Annotated in this window: 21 protein-coding genes and 1 tRNA gene; 10 read left to right on the top strand and 12 right to left on the bottom strand. The window is 71.2% G+C overall.

What is annotated here, in order from left to right; translation table 11 throughout:
- Nucleotides 1–30 precede the first annotated feature (30 nt).
- The 4 genes from V3T34_RS18050 to V3T34_RS18065 all read left to right on the top strand — a co-directional run bounded on the left by V3T34_RS18050 (nt 31) and on the right by V3T34_RS18065 (nt 4,534).
- Nucleotides 31–1,371 (top strand): dihydroorotase, encoded by a 1,341-nt coding sequence (locus V3T34_RS18050; RefSeq protein ID WP_060847122.1) that lies wholly within the window; start codon nt 31–33, stop codon nt 1,369–1,371.
- 364 nt (nt 1,372–1,735) lie between these two features.
- Entirely contained in the window at nt 1,736–2,140 is a 405-nt protein-coding gene (gene secG / locus V3T34_RS18055) for a preprotein translocase subunit SecG (RefSeq protein WP_305078452.1), read from the top strand.
- 150 nt (nt 2,141–2,290) lie between these two features.
- The gene (locus V3T34_RS18060) at nt 2,291–3,919 is read left to right on the top strand and encodes a CTP synthase (protein WP_305078451.1); all 1,629 of its coding nucleotides are present in this window, start codon (nt 2,291–2,293) and stop codon (nt 3,917–3,919) included.
- A gap of 339 nt (nt 3,920–4,258) precedes the next feature.
- A complete protein-coding gene (locus tag V3T34_RS18065; RefSeq protein ID WP_091882130.1) occupies nt 4,259–4,534 on the top strand; it encodes a DUF2934 domain-containing protein in 276 nt (91 codons plus the stop codon).
- 13 nt (nt 4,535–4,547) lie between these two features.
- Here V3T34_RS18065 and V3T34_RS18070 read toward each other — a convergent pair whose 3' ends face one another.
- Nucleotides 4,548–5,792 (bottom strand): M23 family metallopeptidase, encoded by a 1,245-nt coding sequence (locus tag V3T34_RS18070; RefSeq protein WP_305078450.1) that lies wholly within the window; start codon nt 5,790–5,792, stop codon nt 4,548–4,550.
- Nucleotides 5,793–5,957: 165 nt separating this feature from the next.
- On the bottom strand, nt 5,958–6,422 hold the full coding sequence (locus V3T34_RS18075; RefSeq protein ID WP_060847127.1) for a peroxiredoxin: 465 nt from the start codon (nt 6,420–6,422) through the stop codon (nt 5,958–5,960).
- Nucleotides 6,423–6,772: 350 nt separating this feature from the next.
- Between V3T34_RS18075 and V3T34_RS18080 the strand changes: the two genes are divergently transcribed.
- The 3 genes from V3T34_RS18080 to V3T34_RS18090 all read left to right on the top strand — a co-directional run bounded on the left by V3T34_RS18080 (nt 6,773) and on the right by V3T34_RS18090 (nt 11,117).
- A complete protein-coding gene (locus tag V3T34_RS18080) occupies nt 6,773–10,096 on the top strand; it encodes a YhdP family protein (RefSeq protein ID WP_305078455.1) in 3,324 nt (1,107 codons plus the stop codon).
- 57 nt (nt 10,097–10,153) lie between these two features.
- Nucleotides 10,154–10,228: transfer RNA gene (locus V3T34_RS18085), tRNA-Gly, on the top strand.
- A gap of 637 nt (nt 10,229–10,865) precedes the next feature.
- A complete protein-coding gene (locus V3T34_RS18090; protein ID WP_331369256.1) occupies nt 10,866–11,117 on the top strand; it encodes a hypothetical protein in 252 nt (83 codons plus the stop codon).
- A gap of 488 nt (nt 11,118–11,605) precedes the next feature.
- On the opposite strand, the gene V3T34_RS18095 is transcribed toward V3T34_RS18090, so the two are convergent.
- The 7 genes from V3T34_RS18095 to V3T34_RS18125 form a co-directional block, all read right to left on the bottom strand.
- On the bottom strand, nt 11,606–12,079 hold the full coding sequence (locus tag V3T34_RS18095; RefSeq protein WP_305078448.1) for a hypothetical protein: 474 nt from the start codon (nt 12,077–12,079) through the stop codon (nt 11,606–11,608).
- Nucleotides 12,080–12,343: 264 nt separating this feature from the next.
- Complete coding sequence (locus V3T34_RS18100) at nt 12,344–12,838, bottom strand: hypothetical protein (RefSeq protein ID WP_305078447.1); 495 nt, start codon at nt 12,836–12,838, stop codon at nt 12,344–12,346.
- 67 nt (nt 12,839–12,905) lie between these two features.
- Entirely contained in the window at nt 12,906–13,706 is an 801-nt protein-coding gene (locus V3T34_RS18105; protein WP_305078446.1) for a hypothetical protein, read from the bottom strand.
- A gap of 99 nt (nt 13,707–13,805) precedes the next feature.
- A complete protein-coding gene (locus tag V3T34_RS18110; RefSeq protein ID WP_305078445.1) occupies nt 13,806–14,078 on the bottom strand; it encodes a hypothetical protein in 273 nt (90 codons plus the stop codon).
- Complete coding sequence (locus V3T34_RS18115) at nt 14,075–14,488, bottom strand: hypothetical protein (protein ID WP_305078444.1); 414 nt, start codon at nt 14,486–14,488, stop codon at nt 14,075–14,077. The genes V3T34_RS18110 and V3T34_RS18115 overlap by 4 nt, the downstream gene beginning before the upstream one ends.
- Nucleotides 14,485–15,288: a hypothetical protein gene (locus V3T34_RS18120; RefSeq protein ID WP_305078443.1), complete on the bottom strand. Its 804-nt coding sequence runs from the start codon at nt 15,286–15,288 to the stop codon at nt 14,485–14,487. The genes V3T34_RS18115 and V3T34_RS18120 overlap by 4 nt, the downstream gene beginning before the upstream one ends.
- Complete coding sequence (locus V3T34_RS18125; RefSeq protein WP_331369257.1) at nt 15,281–15,727, bottom strand: hypothetical protein; 447 nt, start codon at nt 15,725–15,727, stop codon at nt 15,281–15,283. Before V3T34_RS18125 ends, V3T34_RS18120 begins: the two co-directional genes overlap by 8 nt.
- Between V3T34_RS18125 and V3T34_RS18130 the strand changes: the two genes are divergently transcribed.
- Both V3T34_RS18130 and V3T34_RS18135 read left to right on the top strand, forming a co-directional pair.
- Complete coding sequence (locus tag V3T34_RS18130) at nt 15,720–16,568, top strand: hypothetical protein (protein ID WP_305078441.1); 849 nt, start codon at nt 15,720–15,722, stop codon at nt 16,566–16,568. The two genes, V3T34_RS18125 and V3T34_RS18130, sit on opposite strands and share 8 nt — an antisense overlap.
- Before the next feature lie 89 nt (nt 16,569–16,657).
- Complete coding sequence (locus tag V3T34_RS18135) at nt 16,658–17,485, top strand: hypothetical protein (RefSeq protein WP_305078440.1); 828 nt, start codon at nt 16,658–16,660, stop codon at nt 17,483–17,485.
- Between the two features lie 71 nt (nt 17,486–17,556).
- Here the strand turns inward: V3T34_RS18135 and V3T34_RS18140 are convergent, their stop codons facing one another.
- Both V3T34_RS18140 and V3T34_RS18145 read right to left on the bottom strand, forming a co-directional pair.
- Nucleotides 17,557–17,871, bottom strand: coding sequence for a hypothetical protein (locus tag V3T34_RS18140; protein WP_305078439.1), 315 nt, complete (start codon nt 17,869–17,871; stop codon nt 17,557–17,559).
- 203 nt (nt 17,872–18,074) lie between these two features.
- The gene (locus V3T34_RS18145) at nt 18,075–18,470 is read right to left on the bottom strand and encodes a hypothetical protein (protein WP_305078438.1); all 396 of its coding nucleotides are present in this window, start codon (nt 18,468–18,470) and stop codon (nt 18,075–18,077) included.
- Nucleotides 18,471–18,623: 153 nt separating this feature from the next.
- Between V3T34_RS18145 and V3T34_RS18150 the strand changes: the two genes are divergently transcribed.
- Nucleotides 18,624–19,253 (top strand): hypothetical protein, encoded by a 630-nt coding sequence (locus tag V3T34_RS18150; protein ID WP_305078437.1) that lies wholly within the window; start codon nt 18,624–18,626, stop codon nt 19,251–19,253.
- On the opposite strand, the gene V3T34_RS18155 is transcribed toward V3T34_RS18150, so the two are convergent.
- Nucleotides 19,250–20,722: a hypothetical protein gene (locus V3T34_RS18155; protein WP_305078436.1), complete on the bottom strand. Its 1,473-nt coding sequence runs from the start codon at nt 20,720–20,722 to the stop codon at nt 19,250–19,252. The genes V3T34_RS18150 and V3T34_RS18155 overlap by 4 nt on opposite strands.
- Between the last annotated feature and the right edge of the window lies 1 nt (nt 20,723).

Consider the following 20,723-nt stretch of genomic DNA (forward strand, 5'->3'; position numbering starts at 1 on the left):
CGGCACGGGGGCGAACGAGGAATGCGACCGATGAGCCAGAGCTTCGACCTCCTCCTGCGCGGCGGCACCGTGGTCAACCACGACGGCGAGGGACTGGCCGATATCGGCGTCACGGCCGGGCGCGTCGCCGCCATCGGCGACCTGTCGCAGGCATCGGCCGGCCGCACCCTCGATTGCCGCGGCCTGCACCTCCTGCCCGGCGTGATCGACAGCCAGGTGCATTTCCGCGAGCCGGGCCTCGACCACAAGGAGGACCTGGAGACCGGGTCGCGCGCCGCCGTGATGGGCGGCGTGACCACGGTGTTCGAGATGCCCAACACCGTGCCGCAGACCACGAGCCCGGACGCCCTCGACGACAAGCTGAAGCGCGCCCATCACCGGATGCATTGCGACTTCGCGTTCTGGGTCGGCGGCACGCACGAGAACGCCCGGGACGTGGCCGAGCTGGAGCGCCTGCCGGGCGCGGCCGGGATCAAGGTGTTCATCGGCTCCTCCACCGGCTCGCTTCTCGTCGAGGACGATGCCGGCATCACCGAAATTCTCAAGCGCACCCGCCGCCGCTCGGCCTTCCACGCCGAGGACGAGGCGATGCTGCGCGACCGCAAGGGCCTGCGGGTGCCGGGCGATCCCTCGTCGCACCCGGTCTGGCGCTCGCCGGAAGCCGCGCTGAAGGCCACCGAGCGGCTGGTGCGCATCGCCCGCGAGACGGGGGCCCGCATCCACATCCTGCACATCTCCACCAAGGAGGAGATGCGCTACCTGGCCGAGCACAAGGACGTCGCCACCTGCGAGCTGACGCCCCACCACCTGACGCTCGACGGGACTGAGGCCTATGCCCGCCTCGGCACCCTGGTGCAGATGAACCCGCCGGTGCGGGGCGCCGACCACCGCGACGGGCTGTGGTGGGGCCTGTCGCAGGGTGTCGCCGACGTGCTCGGCTCCGACCACGCGCCGCACACGCTGGAGGAGAAGCAGAAGACCTATCCGGAATCGCCGTCGGGCATGACCGGCGTGCAGACCCTGGTGCCGGTGATGCTCGACCACGTCGCCGCCGGCCGGCTCTCGCTGCAGCGCTTCGTCGATCTCACCAGCGCCGGCCCGAAACGGATCTTCGGCATCGCCCGGAAAGGCCGGCTCGCGGTGGGCTACGACGCCGACGTGACGGTGGTGGATCTGAAGCGCCGCGAGACCATCACCAACGCCTGGATCGCCTCCAAATGCGGCTGGACGCCCCATGACGGGCGCGAGGTCACCGGCTGGCCGGTCGGCACCGTCGTTCGCGGCCAGGCGGTGATGTGGGAGGGCAGCCTCACCGAGCCGTCGCGGGGCGAGGCGGTGCGGTTCGAGGAGGGGTTCCCGGCGCGGGGGTGACCCACCACGGTCAACCCTCCCCCCCTCTGCGGGGGAGGGTGGCCTGCGGAGCAGGCGCAGCGGGACGCAGTCCCGCCGAGAGGGGCAGCGCGACGCTGATTCAGAGGGCGCCCGTCAGAACGGTTCCGCCTCATCCGGAAGCGGGGTCCCCTCTCCCGCCCGGCTCCGCCGGGCACCCTCCCCCGCAGAGGGGGGAGGGTTATACCGCGGCGCCATACTGCGTCTTCTTTGCCTCCATTCCACCCACCACCCTTGGCTCGGGCGCACTTCTCGTATAGGAGCGCCCGGAATTGGAGGTCCGGACGCGTCCGCGTGCCGGCCGTTGCCACGTTGGCGGCCCGAACAGGGCCGGCCCGGAAGCCCGATGCAGACCGTTCTGATCGTCGTCCACCTGATCATCGTCCTCGCCCTGATCGGCGTGGTGCTGCTGCAGCGCTCCGAGGGCGGCCTCGGCCTCGGCGGTGGGGGCGGCACGCAGGGCTTCATGACCGGCCGCGGCCAAGCCAACGCGCTGACCCGCGCCACCGCGATCCTGGCGGCCCTGTTCTTCACCACCAGCATGATCCTGGCGATCATGTCGCACCGGGGTGCGGGCCCGCGCTCGATCTTCGAGGGCGCGAGCACCAAGGCCCCGGCGGGCCAGACCGGCGCCCCGCCGGCCGGCAACGTCCTCGACCAGCTGCGCCAGCAGCAGGGCGACGCGCCCGCGGCCCAGACCCCGGCGGCGCCCGCCGCTCCGGCTACCCCCGCGGCGCCCCAGTCCCGCTAGGACACCGCGCGAGCGACGGCGGCGCCTTCGCGCCGCCGCTCCGGTTCTGGAAAAATCCTGTGCATCCGGCCGGCCCTGCCGCCCGGACATGACCCCGTTGAGCTGGCGGCGTTTGGCAACCCGGCCACGCCTGTGTATGGAGCAAGTCCCATGACGCGGTATGTTTTCATCACCGGCGGCGTGGTCTCCTCGCTCGGCAAGGGTCTCGCTTCCGCCGCCCTCGCGGCCCTGCTCCAGGCCCGCGGCTACAAGGTCCGCCTGCGCAAGCTGGACCCCTACCTCAACGTCGATCCGGGCACGATGAGCCCGACGCAGCACGGCGAGGTCTTCGTCACCGACGACGGCGCCGAGACCGATCTCGATCTCGGCCATTACGAGCGCTTCACCGGCGTGCCGGCGACGCGGGCCGACAACATCACGACCGGCCGGATCTACCTCGACATCATCACCAAGGAGCGCCGGGGCGACTATCTCGGCGCCACCATCCAGGTGATCCCGCACGTCACCAACGCCATCAAGGAGTTCGTCCTCGACGGCAACGACGCCTACGACTTCGTGCTGGTCGAGATCGGCGGCACCGTCGGCGACATCGAGGGCCTGCCGTTCTTCGAGGCGATCCGCCAGCTCGGCCAGGAACTGCCCCGCGGCACCTGCGCCTACGTCCACCTGACGCTCCTGCCCTACATCCCGTCGGCCGGCGAATTGAAGACCAAGCCGACCCAGCACTCGGTGGCGGAGCTGCGCTCGATCGGCATCCAGCCCGACATCCTGCTCTGCCGCTGCGACCGCGCGATCCCCCGCGAGGAGCGCCGCAAGCTGGCGCAGTTCTGCAACGTGCGCGAATCGGCGGTGATCGAGGCGCGCGACGTCGGCACGATCTACGAGGTGCCGCTCTCCTACAAGGAGGAGGGGCTGGACCGCGAGGTGCTGGCGCATTTCGGCATCGAGACCGGCCCCGAGCCGAAGCTCGACCGCTGGCACGACATCGTCGGCCGGATCAAGAGCCCGGAGGGCGAGGTCTCGATCGCCATCGTCGGCAAGTACACGGGCCTCAAGGACGCCTACAAGTCGCTGATCGAGGCGCTGAGCCACGGCGGCATCGCCAACCGGGTCAAGGTCAACCTGGAGTGGATCGAGGCCGAGGTGTTCGAGCGCGAGGACCCGGCGCCGTTCCTGGAGGGCCTCAACGGCATCCTGGTGCCGGGCGGCTTCGGCCAGCGCGGCGCTGAAGGGAAGATCCGCGCCGCCCGCTACGCCCGCGAGCGCAAGATCCCGTATTTCGGGATCTGCTTCGGCATGCAGATGGCGGTGGTCGAGGCGGCCCGCTCGCTCGCCGGCATCGCCGACGCCAACTCGACCGAGTTCGGCCCGACGCCGGAGCCGGTGGTCGGCCTCTTGACCGAGTGGATGCGCGGCAACGAGCTCGAGCGCCGCCTCGCCGAGGGCGATCTCGGCGGCACGATGCGGCTGGGCTCCTACACCGCGGCCCTGGAGCCGGATTCGCAGATCGCCAAGATCTACGGCGGCACACGCATCGCCGAGCGCCATCGCCACCGCTACGAGGTCAACATGGCCTATCGCGAGCGGCTGGAGGCCAAGGGGATGCGCTTCGCCGGGCTGTCGCCGGATGGCTTGCTCCCCGAGACCGTCGAGGTGGTGGGCCACCCGTGGTTCATCGGCGTGCAGTTCCACCCGGAGCTGAAGTCGCGCCCGTTCGAGCCGCATCCGCTGTTCCAGAGCTTCGTCGCCGCGGCGATCGAGCAGAGCCGCCTGGTCTGATCCGCTCTCCTGAACGCTCCTTCCGGAGAGCGTATCAGAGCCCGCGCGGCGCCTGAGCGAAGCCGCTTCCGGTATCGCGAAACGATGAACCGGAAACCGTATGAGACACCGACGCCCGGACGGGTTCCGTCCGGGCCAAGCGAGGCCGGCCCGAGAGACCGGGACCGCCATGCGTTGATCGGCGGGCATCGCGCCGGCCCCTCGGCGCCGATCGACCGCGACAGCGATACCAGCCCACGGTATAGGTGCCCGATGAGTCGAGCGTCCGGCCCGAGGCCGGACCCCGGCATGGAGCCCGACAGGCGCGAAGACCCGGCGGGCATGGGTGAGGTATCGGTGATGCGTGACATTCCTCTGGCGGCGATCCGGGCCCGCGCCTACGACATCTGGGAGCGCAACCACCGCCCCGCCGGATTCGAGATCCAGTTCTGGCTGCTCGCCGAGCGCGAGCTGCGGGCCGAGATGGAGAACCGGCGCGACGTCGAGGCGCTGGAGCCCCGGATGATGCAGGGGCAGACGGCGTCCGCGGAGGTCGATTTCGTCCAGGCCAAGTCCGGGCAGTCCCAGATGGCCCAAGCCTCGGGCGGCGGCCGCACCGAGACGGTCGAGGGCTGAGCGCCCGCCTCGGTCAGCGCGCCGCCATCCGGGCCCCCGCCCGCAGGAAGCGCTGGGGATCGACCGGTTCGCCGTCGATGCGGGTCTCGTAGTGCAGGTGCGTCCCGGTCGAGCGGCCGGTGGAGCCGACCCGGCCGACGGTCTGGCCCGCCGCCACCGCCTGGCCGGGCACCACCATGATGGCCGAGAGATGCGCGTAGCGGGTCGCCAGGCCGTGGCCGTGATCGATCTCGACCATGTTGCCGTAGCCGCCGGAATAGTCCGCCATCGTCACCGTCCCGGCCGCGGTCGCCCGCGCCGGGGCGCCGTATTCCGACCGCAGGTCGATGCCGGTATGGAGGGCGAGGCCGCGGGTGAACGGGTCGGACCGGTAGCCGAAGGTGCTCGACAGCCCGCCATCGACCGCGACCGGCCGGCGCAGGGGCAGGGCGCCGACGATGCGCCTCAGGGCGTCGCGCTCGCCGAGGTCGCGCTGGGCCTGCAGCACCGCGGTCTCGAACGGCCCCGATCCGGCCGGGACCAGCGGACCGCCGATCCCGCCGCCGCGGCGGTCGGCGAAGCGAGCCGCCTCGAGTCCGGTCTCCGCCATCACTCCGCGCAGGCGCGCCGCCTCGCCGCGGCTGCGGGCCGCGAGGCGCCCCACCATCAGGCTCTGGCGCGCCTCGAACCCGTCGAGGGCGTGGCCCAGCATCGCCATCCGGGCGCTCACCCCGGGAGAGGGGGCGGGGAGGGGGGCGCCCGTCTCCGCCTCGGTGCGCAGGCCGAGCGATTCCGGCGTCGGGGCCGGCGCGGGCGCCCGGGCGGGCAGCGGGCGGGCAGGGGCTAAGGAGGATTGTACCCCGTCCTCGTCCATCGCCATGCCGGCGCCGCCGGCCTGCTCAGCGAGGCCCATCAGCATCGCCTGGCGGCTTTCCAGCGCCACCTGCCGGCCGGCGAGGTCGGCGAGCCGGGTCTCGACCCCGTCCTGTTCGAGGAGCTTCTGCGTCGCCACCCGGTCGAGCCGGGCCCGCAGGGCGCTGACCCGCTCCTCGTAGGCGTATTGCATCGCCGCCTGGCGCTCCATGAACCGGGCCAGGGCCTCGTCGCGGAACACGATGAACCAGGTCGCTGCGCTCGCCCACAGGGCCAGCGTCCCGAAGGCCAGGGCCGCGATCAGCAGGGTCCGGCGCCGCACCACCCAGACGCGCTCCGGCTCGGGGGAGGGGAGCGAGGATGGCGGGCGGGTGAAAGCCGGGAGATCGGGGCGGGGGGAGAGCATCGGCGCGGTCCGGTAACCTGAGCCGAACCGTCGCGGGTTAAGGTTAAGGATGTCTCAAGTCTCGGACACGCTTCGCGTCCCGCGCCGGCATCACGATGCCCCAGACGCAGACGCAGAGGCGGCCGGGTCGTCCGGCCGTCCCGCGCTCGCTCGGGCGCCGTGCCCTCAGAGAGCCTTGGCCGCCGCCAGCACCGCGTCGGCGTGGCCCGGCACCTTCACCTTCGGCCAGACCTGCGCGATGGTCCCGTCCCGGTCGATCAGCACCGTGGTACGCTCGACGCCCATGTACTTGCGGCCGTACATGCTCTTCTCGACCCAGACGCCGTAGGCCTCGAGCATCGTCTTCGTCTCGTCGGAGGCGAGTGGGAAGCCGAGGCCGTACTTCTCGCGGAACTTGTCGTGGCTCTTCATCGGGTCGGGCGAGACGCCGATCACCACCGTGTCGGCCGCCGCGAAGGCGTCGGCCAGCGCGTTGAAGGCCTGGGCCTCCAGGGTACAGCCGCTGGTGTCGTCCTTGGGGTAGAAGTACAGCACCGCCTTGCGGCCCTTCAGGCCGGCGAGGCTCAGGGTCTCGCCGCCGGTCGCCGGCAGGGAGAAGTCGGGGGCGGGGTCGCCCGGGTTCAACGCCATCGTGCCTTCCTTTCGGCCGATTGATGGTGTGCCTCTGGGTGAGGCGATCGGGGCGCGGCGGCGGGGTCCGGCCCGGCGCGCCGTCCGAGGCTTTAGCGGCGGGACGTTACCCTCCGGTCACCGGATCGGGCAATCATTGGCGGTGGGCCTCGGGCGCCCGGAGCGCGGACTCCGGCCCAAGGGTCCCTCAAACGGCGGCGCCCGCGGGCGCCCGGAGTGGCGGCGCACGCGTGACGACAGGTCGAGCGACACCAGGAGACGCCACGCCCCAGGGGGAGAATGCGGTCGAGACGGCCTGCGCCGTGCCGGCCAAGCTGCGCCGCTCGTTCCTGCGGACCTGCATCCGCGGCGTGCTGTTCCTGAAGCTCGCGGCCGTTCTCCTCCTCCTGACGGGGCTCGGCCTCGCCTACCTGCGTCTTGCCAGCGGGCCGATGAGCTTCGCCTGGCTCGAGCCCCGGGTGGCGGCGGGCATCGCCGAGCGCCTCGGCCCGGGCTGGACCGCGAGCCTGCACGACAGCGCCATCGAGATCGACCGCGACGGCGCGCTGGCGCTGCGCACCACCGGCCTCGACATCCGCAACCCGGAGGGCGACCTCGTGGTGCGGGCGCCGCTCGCGGTCGTCGCCATCGACCTGTGGTCGCTGTTCGGCCTCTCGGTCCAGGCCCGCTCGGTCGAGTTCCGCGACCTGCAATTGCGCGCGCTCCTCCACCACGACGGCTCGATCGCCTTCGCGGCCTCCAACGACCCGGCCGAGGCCAAGCCCCACACCCCGCCGGCTGTGGTGGCCGCCCGCGGCACCGTCTCGCCGGTCTCCGCCACGGTGGCGTCGATCCTGAGCGTGGTGCTCGACCCGTCGGGGGTCATCGGCAGCCTCGACCGGGCCCGCCTGACCAATGCCCGCCTGACGCTGCTCGACGAATCCGGCGCCGAGCGGGTGGTGTTTCCGCGGGTCGACGGCCTGTTCAGCCGCGACGCGACCCGGCCGGCCCGGGTGTTCGAGATGCGCATCGTCGGCCCGCACGGGGCCTGGCGCTTCGGCGGCGACGTCGAGGAGGCGCCCGACGGCGGCCGTCACGGCGTCCTCACCCTCGACGACCTGCCCGCGCCCGACCTGCTGCTGCTGTCGGGCCAGTCGCGCCTGCCGCTCACCACCGACCTGAAGCTCTCCGGCCGGGCCCAGGTGGCGATGCACGGCGCGCGCCTCGACGGCATGACCTTCCGGCTCGCCACCAGCGAGGGCAACCTGCTGATCGAGGAGAAGGACTTCAACCCGGTGACGATCGAGGCGGTGACGGTCGACGGCGCCTGGGACGAGGCCCGCCGGACGCTGGCGGTCGAGTCCCTCGACTATCGCGGCGGCGGCAACCGGGTGCGGCTCGCCGGCACCTGGGCGGCGCCCCCCGACGGCGGGCCCGGCTGGACCGCCGCGCTCTCGGGCACCGACGCGGTCCTGCGCGGCGCCGCCCCGGGCGACGCCCCGGTCAGGATCGCCAAGGTCGATGCCCGCCTCACCGGCCGCGACGGCGGCGTGCAGATCGACGGGCTGACGCTGACAGGCGAGAGCGTGCGCGGCACGGTCAGCGGCACGCTCGGCACCAAGGCCGACGACGGCGGCCTCACCCTGCGCATCACCGCCGAGCGCACCGACGGCCGCGCCGCCCTGCGGCTGTGGCCCGAGAACGTCGCGCCGCCGATCCGCGCCTACCTCGTCGACAACCTGCGCACCGGGCGGCTCGACAGCCTCGACATCTTGGTCGACATGAGCATGGCCGAGTTCGCCGCCGCCACCCGCGGCGAGCCGATGCCCGACCAGGCGGTGCGGATCGCCTTCGCGGTGAGCGAGGGCGGCCTGACGATCTCGTCCGAGGCGCCGCCCCTCTCCCGTGCGCGGGTGTCCGGACTCGTCACCGGGCGCAACACCACGATCCGCGGCGCCACCGCGGAGATCCGGATGCCGGACGGGCGCGCGCTCGCCCTCCAGGACGGCTCCTTCGTCATCAAGGACGCGGTGCCCCACGACGTCTCGGCCCAGATCGGGCTGCGCCTGACGGGTGGCGCCGACGCGCTCGCCTCGCTGCTCCAGACCAGGCTCTTCCGCTCGCTCGCCGGCGCCGAGATCGACCCCGCGTCCTTGCGCGGCCAGGCCGACCTGCGCGTCGACTTCCCGCTCTCCCTCGAGGCGGTACCCGACATCGCCGACCTGCCGGTGACGCTGAGCGGCAGCCTCACCGACATCGTCGCCGACCGCATCGTCGGCAAGGAGCGGCTCGAGAACGGCCGCTTCGCGCTCGCCTACGACCGGAACGGCTTCAGCCTGAAGGGCGACGGGCGCCTCGCCGGGGCGCCGCTCACCGTCGACCTGCACCAGGCCAAGGCCGGCGCCCCCGGCGAGGCGGTGGTGACGCTCGCCCTCGACGACGCGACCCGCGCCCGCAAGGGCCTGCCGACGGCGCCCCAGCTCGCCGGGCCGATCAGTGCCCGCGTCGTCGTGCCGTTCGGCCGTCCGGGCAAGAATCCGGTCCGGATCGAAGCCGATCTCGCCCGGGCGAGCGTCGACGGGCTCGTGCCGGGCTGGACCAAGGCCGCCGGCCGTCCCGGCCGCTTGACCCTCGCCCTCACCGAGACCCCGCAGGGCAGCGAGCTGCGCGACATCGTGCTCGAATCCGGCCAGGTCCAGCTGCGCGGCAGCGCCTTCCTGAACGGCGAGGGCGGGTTCGAGCGGGCCGACCTCACGAGCCTCAAGCTCTCGCCGGGCGACGACATCCGCGCCCAGGTCGAGCGCAGCGGCAACGGCTACCGGATCACCGCCAAGGGCGGCGTCGCCGATGCCCGGCCGTTCCTGCGCGCCATGACGGCGCCGCCGCGCAAGGGCGGGCGGGACGCCAATTCCCGCGACGTCGAGGCCGACCTCAGCTTCGCGATCCTCACCGGATTCAACGACGAGGCCCTGACCAACGCCAGCCTGAAGCTGTCGCTGCGCGGCGACGACCTGCGCCAGGCGCGGATCCAGGGTCGCCTGCGCTCGGCCGGGGTGAGCCTCGAGGTGGCGAAGGCCGACCGCTCCGGCCCGCCGGTGCTCAACGCCGAGACCAGCGACGCCGGCGCGGCGCTGCGCTTCCTCGACATCTACAAGCGCATGCAGGGCGGCTTCCTGTCGCTGCAGATGGGCCTGAACGACGGGCCGCAATCGGGCCTCGTCCAGATCCGCTCCTTCGCCCTGCGCAACGAGCCGGCGCTCGGCCGGATCATGGCCCAGGGCGAGGAGGGCGCCGACCGGCGCAGCGACGCCAACGACGTCGGCTTCGACCGGCTGCGCGCCGCCTTCCAGCGCAACGGCACCCGCGTCGCCTTCGCGGAGGCCGCGATCTCCGGCCCGGCGATGGGCTTCACCCTCGGCGGCTGGATCGACACCGCCAAGGACCGCACCGACATCGCCGGCACCTTCGTGCCGCTCTACGGCCTCAACAACGTGGTGTCCCAGGTGCCGATCTTCGGCCCGATCCTGGGCGGCGGCCACAACGAGGGCCTGTTCGCGATCAACTTCCGGGTCGCCGGCGCGATGAGCGCCCCCAACATCAGCGTCAACCCGCTCTCGGCGATCGCCCCGGGCTTCCTGCGCAAGCTCTTCGGCGCCGGCGGCGGCGACCCGACCGCCGCCCAGGCCCCCCGCTAGAGCGTCGCCATTTCGGGGTGGACAGCGCCGGGGCGAGCCCGTATGACGGACCCCGCTGCGGGCGTAGTTCAGTGGTAGAACGTCAGCTTCCCAAGCTGAATGTCGTCGGTTCGATCCCGATCGCCCGCTCCACTCCTTTTCTCTTGTTGTTACAGGCGCTTGCAGGGGTTTCCTCAACAACCTCGCGTCACCCCCGAAAGGGCGGGATACAACGGGGATACAACGCGGGGACCTCCGCCCCGTTGTATCCGCCGGCCAGGGAAACCCTAACCAAGCCCCCAATCGGCCCTTGCCGGCTCCCCTCGGATCGCGGATCCTGCGTCGAGATCGGGAGCCGCCTGCCATGACCCTCAAACGGAAACGCCGCCTGGCCTGAGCCAGCCACCCGCCGCCGGGGATCCCCCGTGCGGCCAGCGTTCTCCTGTTCGAGGGGGGTTTCCCCATGGCGACATATTTCACATCCGACACACACTTCGGCCATGCGGGCATGCTGTCCGAGCGCATGGGAAGACCACGGTCGTTCTCGTCTCCTGAGGAGATGGACGAATGCATGATATCGTCCTGGAACAATCGCATCCGCAAGGATGATCGAGTTTTTCACTTGGGGGACTTCGCGTACGGATGCTCTCAAAAGCATGCCAAGTCGATATTCGATCGCTTGAACGGCCATCGCACTTTGATCCGCGGGAACCACGAGGCGCGCGGTGATCGCTTGGCGTGGGAGGGAGGGATCCACGACGTCTTGAGGATATCTATCCAAGACCGCGGGATGCCGGAGCCAGCCGCGCTCTGGCTGTCGCACTACGCCCACTTGGCTTGGCCGGAGAGCCACCGGGGGCGAGTTCACTTGTTCGGTCACTCGCACGGGGCCATCCCCGCGACTCCCCGTGCCTGCGACGTCGGCGTGGACGTCTGGGGCTTCCGGCCAGTGACCCTGGCGGAGATCGGAGAGCTGCTCGCCGAGGCAGGCCGCCGCGAGGCAGGCCCCGCGGTGGCGGCGGCCCTGGCCGAGGCGGCCTGACCGTGCGGTCCGGCTACTCCTATTCGGAGCCCCCGCCGGGCGCGGTGACCTGCAAGACCTGCGGGCGCATGGCGATCGCGATCACCCTCGCCGAGGCGGAACGCCGCGCGGCCGAGGCGAACGCGAACCGGCGGCCGGGTGACCCCCGACCGCCGGTGGATGCGGGCTACTGGTCCTGCTGCGTCCGGCCGCGGTTCAGACGAGCCCGGCTGGGGGACTGCCCCGACGGGTCGACTTACGGGGCGGTGATCTGCGAGGGGCTGGACGAGGGCTAGCGGCCTCGCGCTCTTTAGCCTCGCGGGCGAGCGTCCTCGGGGATGGGCCCGGATATGCGCCGCCCGGGATCGATGCGAGGAGCTCGTGCGGGTAGAGGCCGGACGGGCGGTAGACACGCCCGGTCCCCTCGGCGAGGGCGCGAGCTTTCCAGTCCGCCGGGCGGCTCTGCGGCCCGGGATCGCCGAGCAGGTCGAAGATGCTCGATTGCTCCATCACCCCCTCGCACGCTTGGTCGGGCTCGGCACGCCGAGGCGCTTGGCCTGGTTCCGGATCGTGTGCGGGGCGACTGCATACCGCCGAGCCAGGTCCGTGAACCGCGCGCACGTCTCCAACTCGCGCTTGAGCGTGGCATCATCCGGCAGGCCGGCGCGCGTCTGTCGGCGGGGATCCACGCCGAGGCGTTCGCCCTCCTCCAGTATCAGCGCCTCCGTGACCCCGAGCCGGCGGGCAAGCTCCGCCATGCCACGCCCGCGCCCCGCATCCGCCAGCATCCTTTTCAGCCGAGCGTCGTCAGGGAGGCGCTCCACGCCGTAGCGGAACTGCGTCCGGACACCGAGGCGCTCGGCCTGCCGCCTCGTCCACGTCTTCGACATTCCGAGGACGGACGCGGCTTCCTCGAAGCTCGGGGCTCGCTCGATTGCCCGGCGAAGGGTGGCGTCATCATGTTGTTGCACGTGGGCCTCCATGCCTCAGGCGTTCCGAAAGGGCTGCGGCGAGCTTGGCGTCACGGGCGAGCTCCTTGGCCCGCTCCCGCAGGAGGGCCCCGAGGGCCGGGGCGACCCACGGCGGGATCGGGCGATCCCCGGCGGCCCATCGACGGACGAGGCGCGGGTCCAGGCGCTCTCGGGCGCCCTCGGGGTGATAGGGCCCCAACAGCGTCGCCATCGGCAATTTCCAGTCGTTGCCGAGCAGGAGGCGACCGGCTTGGTCCAGGGTTTCCTGATCCACGCTCACCTCCCCTCCGAGGCGGCCCGGCGGCCGTCGGCGCATCCGGCCTCATAGGCGTCGATCAGCGCGAGGACCGCCGTTCGGTCGAGCCCTCTCGGGTAGCGGAAGGCGAGCGTCTCATCGCCCTCGCCCCCCTTGCGGTAGACCGCGATCCGCGGCGAGATCCACGCGGGGACGAGCCTATAGGGCCTGCCGTCCAGGCCCCCCAGCGCCTGGATCTCGACGTATCCGGCCAGCAGCGCGCGGGCGTCGGAGAGCTGCCCCTCGACGGCCGTGATCTCGCGGGAGAGCTCCTCGCCGGCGGCAGCCCGGTCGTGCAAGGCGCGCAACCTAGCGGCATCCTTCCCGACGATATCGGACCACCGCGCGACGTCACCGAGCCTCGGCCGCGTCTCGGGTACTGGGGGGCAGGCGTCGATCAGCTCTTCGAGGATGGCGTTGACGAGAGCATGGGGGCCCAGGCTGGCGATGGGCGCGGTGCTGGTGTGAGCGTTCACGGTGCGGGTCCTTCGAGCGAGGGGTTTTGGTGAAGATGGCCGGGGGTCGGACCCGGTCCGGGGCGCCTCAGCGGCGAGCCAGCCTGCTCTCCAGGTCGGCCAACTTCGCAGTCGAGATCTCCGAACCGTCGTCCGCATCCATGTCGATCGTGCTGTAGTAGCCGAGCTTCCCGAGCGCGAAGTCGATGACCTCGCGCCGCGTCGGCAGAGGATCCATGACGACCGCGCCCAGGTGCTTCTCCGTTCCGTCCGCGAGATCGGCGAAGACGACGACGGCGATCTCACCGCCACCGGCGGGCACTACCTCCGCCCTGTAGGGCCCCTTTATGATCGTGCGATCCACGGCACGGTCGAAGCCGTCCCGCTCGATTTCGGCGGCGCGCTTGGCCTTCCTCTTGTCGTTGCGCTCGATCGCGTCGTCGAGGGACTCGTTCACCCGCGGGATCGCCGGGATGGCGAAGGCGTCCATCAGGAACGGGATCGTGTAGGGGCGGTCCAGGGTGCCGCAGCGCGTGCCGGTCGCCGTGATCGAAAGGCGGTCGCTGCTACGGGGCTCGGGGACGCAGTGCGTCACGCCGGGCATCTGCGCGAAGAGCGGCGCAAGCTCCTCCAAGTCGAGCTTCGGGGCCCCTGCGAGCTCGCGGATCCGGGCGTGAAGCGCCTCGATCCGCGCCGCGCCGGCGTTCGCCTGCTGAAGCTGAGCCTGCTGCGGGGTCATCGCTGCCGCCTTTGCGGCACCCCACGCGGCCTTCATCGCGGCGCCGATGTGGGCGCGAACGCCCTCGCCGGCGGCGGCCGCGGCGGCGCGCGCGGCGGTCCAGGCGGCCCTGAGGATGGAGGCGCGATCGAAGTTGGATTTCTGAGACATGTCGGGTTTCCCGCGAATCGGTCGGCAGCGCCAACCGGTCCCTAATAGTAGGGACTGAGACGGTGAGATTCCAGGGGCGAATTTGTCGCACCCGGGGTGTCAGCTGATCCGGATCGCCTGGCGCTTGAGCTCCCGGTGCCGGGCGTGAGCGCGCTCGAAGATCCCCTGGAGCTCCTCCCGCAGGCGGATCGCCTCATCGAGGAGTGGATGGCCCTGCCATCGCGGCTGCGTCACGAGCACGAGGCGTGCCGCATCTCCGGCGCAGGACGAGGCGAGCCGGCCCCAGTACCGGGTCTCCTCCTCGGCGGCGAGGCGGCCTTTGAATTCGGGGGTCCGACGCGCCTCGGCGGCCATCTCGCGGGCCGCGATCACGGCCTCAGCCAGGGCGTCCAGAACCCGGCGCGGCCCTGTAGGGACCGCGGGGGCGGCAGGCTCGGCCACCGGGGGTGAAAAGGGCGGCCGAGGGCGGCCTCCCCGCCGCCCTGGACTGCCGCGGGGGTCGGGGGCGCCTCGCCCCGGAGGAGCGCCAGGGCGAAGGGATGGATCGCCGCGACGCCGTGGTGCGCGCGGACGTACGCGCGCACGACATCGACCGGGACGCCGACGTGCCGGGCTTCCAGCCCGATTTCGCCGCCGACCGATTCGTACGCATCGAGGCCCGCTTCCCGGCGAAGGCCGTCCCTCGCAAGCGCGTAGACGGCCAAGGCGCCGTCCAGGCGCTCCACGCGGAGGCCGGTGCCATCGCGGCACAGCACGCTATTCGGCTTCGGGTGACGGCTCACAGCAGGGCCTCCAGCGCGTTGGCGTCGTCGGTGGGGATCTCGGCGTGCCGCGGCTCGGCGGCCCGGGCTCTCGCTCGCTTCTCCGGGCGACCCCTCGCCAGGATCCGCTCTAGATTGAGTTCGCGGATCCAGGCCTTGAGCGCGGCGGGGTCGAGATCGGCCGTATGGTGCGCCTCACGGACGACGCCGGCGTAGGCATCAAGCCGCTTGCCGATCGCCTGATCCGGGAGACACCCACACCTCTCCCACCGCTGCGGCACGACGGCGTCAGGGTCCTCCCGCAGGATCCTCTCGACGAGCGCGTCGATCTCTTTCGACGCTTTCGCGCGGGCGTTCCGAGCGAGCGTGGCTAGCCGCTTCGCGTTCGCCTCCTCCTTCCGGTACCGGGCGGCCTGCGCGGCCGGGGGCAGGCCACGCACCTGGACGGCCTGCTTCCTGTACCCGGTCCCCTCCACAATCCAGCGCAGCTCGCGATGAAGCAGTCGCCAGCCCCGCTCACCGTCTGGCCCGGCTTGCTCCTCAACGATGCCTAGTCGCAGGGCATGATGGATGAGATTTCCCGCATCACCCCACGTCCTCGGTTGGTCAGGGGTGCCCTTGTACTTCGTGAAGCGCGCTCGCATCCAATCGGAGTAGCGCTCGACGATCTTCCCACGAGGGAGCCAATCATCAGTCTCCCACACGCAGAGCGTGTCTCTATTTACGTACGCGTTCCAGCACGTCTCCGACTGATACCCGCCCGTGATGACGGCCGCGTCGAACGTGGCCGGAAACGATGGAGCGGTAGCGGTCTCAGCCACAGGCGCGCTCCTCGATGATGAGGGCGCGGCGTGCCCCCACGCTCGCCATCAACCCCGACGTCGGGGGGCGGTGACCGCGCAATGCGTTCGACAGATCGGCCTCGCTCACGCCGTGGCGACGGGCGTAAGCGACCTGCGACCCGGCCGCACGGACGCCGTCACGGATCCTGGCGACGACCTCCTCAGTAGAGACTACGCGCGCACGTGGGCGCGCTTCCTCAAGACGTTCCTTGGGCACGGGGACCTCCATCGCCACCTCGGCGAGGTGCCATGAAGTATGGCCTTGAGTTTCAGATTTGCAATATGGCAAGCTCCAATTTGTAGCCTCCGTCACCTCGAAAAAAACGCCAAACTCTTTGGCGTTTTTCCAAGGGAGATGGATCGGTAATAGATCTACTGTCAAAATCCACTCGCAATACGAGGCGCCGATCATGGCCATTCCCTATACCGAGCCCCCTCTCGACCTCGGCCTGGCGTGGACCGATCGCGGCCTTGGGCGCCGCTACGGGCACACGATGCAGTTGTGGACGGGCGAGGGAGACCCCTCGGAGTTCTCCGTGGCGTGGAAGCGCGCGAAGCCACAGTTGGAAGCCTGCGGCTATTCGTGGACGAGGCTCGCCAGCCAGGAGCTCGTGCCCTGCTTCTGGCGTCTCCCCGAGCCTGCCCCGGCCGAGCCGGCGCGCCAGGCCGTGGAGGCAGCCCTCACCGCGGTGGCGGCCGAGCAGGCCGAGCGGGCGCGGCGCGAGGAGGAACGCGTCGCCGCCGAGGTCGCCCGGTGCGCCTCGCGCGCGATACCGATTCGCAGGGATCTTGAGGAGGTCGTGCGCTCCCACGCCTGGCAGCTGCGGCGGCAGCTCTCCGATGCGGAGGCGCTCCTCGCGAGCGACGCCTGGCGCGAGTGGGACTGCGAGCAGGCCGCGCGGCTCGTCACGACCGCCCGGGGCAACGCCACCCGCGCGACCTCCCGCCTGAACGCGCCGTCGCTACCTCACTGGCACGAGCGAGCCGCGGATCCCGCGGTCCAGGTGGCGGCGCTGGAGGCCTGCCGGCACCTCTCCGCCTTAGACCTCGATTGGGCATCCGACCGCAATTCGGCAGGCTGGAGCCAATCCACTTGCTGGACGGGCCACGCCCTTTCCGAGCGCGCTTCGCTCGATCAGGGCGCAACCGCGCACGCCCTGGCGCTCCTTCATCAGCACAGGCGCCAGCTGACCGATTCGCTCAGAGCCGCGCTCTTCGGGGAGCCCGAAACCGCCCCGGAGCCGACCCTCGCGCTCTAGGCGACTTTGCAGCTTGCAAAGGCACGCGCTTGAATTCTGCCATGGCCGGGCGGGACCCGGCCCCCACCACACGGACACGGGGACGGACGATGGCGAAGATCTTTGCGAGGATGGAGGCGGCCCGCCGCCTCGCGGAATTCCTGATGGCCCTGGCGCGGGCGATCGCTCGCTTCGTGCGCAAGCTGCTCGGCATCGCCGACGAGGCCGGCGACCTGCTCGCCGGGGATGCCCGCTCCGCTTGGCACGCCGCGAAGGCCGTGAACGAGGGCGTCGGCAAGGGGCTCGACTTCGCCGTCGGCAAGCCCGGCATGGCGCTCGCACGCACCGCCGGCGGCGCCGCGATCGGCGCGGCCACCGGCGTCGGCCGCTTCCTCGGCGCCGTCCTCCCGCAGCGGCCGGCGAGCCCGAGCCAGCTCGCCGCGCAGGTCGCCGCCGCCGACAGCGCGCGGACCCGCAACGACGGCCCGGCCTACAGCGCACCGGCACCCGCCCCTCGGCTGCAGGACCTGTCGCTGCCCGCGCTCGTCCGCCGGTACGCCGGGGCAGGCCTGCGCGAGGACGGGGTGATGCGGGTCACGACGCTGCACGCGCAGCGGCCCCTCCCGCCCGAGACGATGCAGTGGCTGGAGGGCCTGGAGCCGGTCGCCCGCATGCGCCTGGCGATCGCGAGCCCCACGGCGATCGAGCGCCACCTGAACGCCCGCGGCGAGGCCGACATGATCCCCGGCGTCCCCCCGTGCCCGAAGGCTCCCGATCTGGATGCGGCTCTCGCCGCGGCCCGCGCGAGCTTCCGGGCCGAGAAGACGGCGATCGCGGCGGGCGTCTCCCCGGCGCCCGCCGAGCCGGAGGCCCGCCCGGAGAAGCGCCCTTTCGCCGATCTGGACGACGTTGATCTCGGGGCCGCCTACGCCCGCTGAGGGCACCATCCGCGAAACGCAAAGGGCCGCCGGATCCCCTCCGGCGGCCCTTTCTCGTTGGAGGCGCCCCCTTAGATCAGGCCGGCCATCTGGGCGTAGGCGACGGCCTCGCTCTTCAACCCTGCGATCTGAGCCTTCGCCGCGGCCAGCTCCCGGCGCAAGCGGGTGTTCTCGGCGTCCAAGGCGGCGGCCGCGTCGATCGCCTCGGCCTCGATCGCCCGGCTTTCCTCCAACCGGATCTGGAGATCGGCGACCGCGTAGACCCCATCCCGGCGGCGGCGGGCTTCCTGTTCGCGGACGTTGGCAATCGACAGCTGCAAGGCGCTGTAGATGGTGGCCCCGCGCATGGCGACGTCCGTGCTGATGTGCGCTGCGTGGTTCTGCATGGGGGCCTCCGGGGGATCTCGTGTGCCCCCAAGATGTGCCTGGCCGACGTCCCGCCGCAAGTGGCCGAATTCGCGTTTCAGCATTCATCCCTGGCCGCGGGTTAACGCGTGACAGCGGGAAGTCGACTTTTGGGCAGAGACATCTTCTCCCCCCGTTACTCCTAGGGTTTGCAACGCGGAAGTCGAACTCTGCAACGCGGCCCTCATGGTGCCGCACGCGACGCTTTCGGGGGCGTCAGAACCCGCTTCCGGATCGCCTCGACGACGGCGGCTTTCTCGTATTTCGGCTTCGACGGGTCTGCTTCATGGGCGGAATGCGCCCGGGACATCGCGAGGTCCCGGGCGTAGCGGAGGAGCTCGACGGGATCGATCCGCCGAGAGGTGGCGATCTTGGGGTCGCACATGAACAGCCTCAGGGCGTCCACCAACGCGCGCTCGATGGCGGTCGGATCCGGGACGCCGGCGTCACGCTGGCGCTCCCGTTGCTCGGCCTTCCTCCGGGCGGCCTCGCGGCGCTCGAATGCGGTCTGCTGTCTCGGCGACCGGGCATACCGGTGGACGGGAAGGTATTCCAAATCTGTGGGGATCGCGATGGTCATGCCCACAGCATGTGACCGGGTCACGCAAGCCACAACGACACTGTCACAGATTTCTGAACAACGTGAGTGCAGAGAACTCGTGTTGAGTGCACGGCGACGCGAGGTGCACTCATATGGGTTGCCGGGTGCACGGGCTGGCCTGACGCTCCCCCCATGAAGATCGAGATCGAATTCGACGTCTCGGCCTACGAGGCGCAGGCGGACGCGGTGGTGGAGCGGGTCGTCGGGCCTGCCCTGATCGACGCCGTGAACGCGACCGCCCGGGCCGCCCGGATCGCGGCGGTCACCGCGATGCCGGCGTTCATCGACCGGCCGACGCCGTTCACGCTCGCGGGCATCGGCATGCTACCGGCCAGCGGAAATCCCGATGCTCCCCACGGCTTGGAAGCCTTGGTATCGGTGATGCCGATCCAAGCGCAGTACATGCAGTATCAGATCCTCGGCGGCACCCGCGGCCCGGGCGACTACGCCACGACCGCCGAGGGCCCGCTCGTGCCGGGGCCCGACGCGCGGCTCGACGCATACGGGAATTTGCCGAGGGACTTCGTCGACGATGAAGTCGCGAACGGGGCGGTCTGGGTGCACCTCAAGCTCGATGAGCCGCCGGCGCTCGTCCGCCACAACCCGGGCGGCCACACCGAGATCCTGGCGCTGATCGTGCACGAGCTGCACTACGACCGGCCGCCCTTCCCATTCTACGACATCGTGGCCAATGCCGCGATCGCCGCCTTCCCCGCGGCCTTCGAGGCCGCGCTCGCGGCGCGCCTCCCGGCCGACGGCTAGGTGTAGAACTCGGGCTGCGCGGAGCCCTGCAGGTCGGTGTTCTCCGCGGGGAGGTCCGGCGGCCGGGGCGCCGTCGGCTTCGTCGATCCTCGCGGGCCCCAGCCGGTGAGGCTGACCCAGGTGGTGCCGAGGTCGAAGCTGCCCCACCCGGTTCCGTACTCCAGGATCGGGCTCATCAGTAGGTCGGCCGAGGCCAGCAGGATCACGCTGTAGCTGTAGCCGCCCCCGCTCTGGACGTAGTTCGGCGGGAAGCTGCCGGTCCGCACGAACGTGCCGGCGAGATCGAGGACGTTCCAGGAGGTCAGCGCCAACCCGCCCCTGGCGTCGTAGGGGGCGGTGAGGAGGTTGTTGACCGTTACCTTGATCGGCGTCGCGCCCGCCATGACGAGCTGGGGCTGGATGTAGGACCAATAGCCGTACCCATCCATGACGAACTCGCTCGACGGCGACCCATCGGCGTTGACGTACTGGGCGACGTCGTAGCCCGTGTCGTCCGAGGCCTGCGCCGTGGCGATGAAGCGGACGCTGGACTTGTCGATGACGATGAACCCCTCCAGCTTGGTGAGGTGCACGGTCATGCGGTGCTTCGTGACGGCCTGTCCCCCGAGCGTCCCGGATCCGGTTGAGGGGCCGAGCTCGATCTCGTGCACGGTCAGGTACGCCCCGCAGTAGAGCCGCCCGCGCCGGTTCGCGGACTGCATGAGGTTGGAGCTGCCGACGGTCTCGTACTGGATCTGCAGGCTGTAGGCGCGCACGCGGGTGTCGGCCGTCAGCGGCCGCCTCCACGGCAGGAGGTGGACCCTCTCGGGCGTCGCATCGGCCCTCATCCGCCAGAAGGCCGCGACGCCGGCCTCGTCGTAGACCTGGCGCGGGACATACGCCCTGGACGCGCGGGGGCCATTGCCCTGGAGGGTCTGCGCCCACTCGTTCGACGAGCCCTGCTTGTACCCGAGGAACGTGCCCCGGAACGAGCCCGTCAGCGCGAGGCAGTCGTCGCCGGTGTTGAGCGCCCCCGGATCCCCGAGGCCATAGGTCTGGATCGATCCCATCGGGTACCGGGTCCCGGTGGCGATGTCCACGTGCGTCAGGGCGTAGGACAGGTTGCCGTTGAAGGCCGATCCGGAGGGGGCCGAGACCAGGGCGGCGCGACCGTAGAACTTCCACAGCGTCCCGGTCGGAGGGGCGTAGTTCGCGAGCGGTGCACCGATCGGGCCCGTCTTGTCGGTCGCGAACAGGCTGATCCGCCGGGTCCCGCCGGAGGGCGTGTTCACGACGAGGATCTTGCCGTCCGTGCCGACGGTGCCGGCCGTCGCATAGGTCGGCCGGCTGCCGGTGGTGCGGTAATAGATCCGGTTCGCCCGATCCAGCTCATAGAGCGTCGAGGGGCTGTAGAGCCCGACGTCGGAGACCTGCCACTGCGGCCCGGTTGGGATCGAGGTCGTCGTCATGAGGAGGTGGCGGGCGAACATC

The organism is Methylobacterium ajmalii (assembly GCF_036448855.1).
Taxonomy (GTDB): Bacteria; Pseudomonadota; Alphaproteobacteria; order Rhizobiales; family Beijerinckiaceae; genus Methylobacterium; species Methylobacterium ajmalii.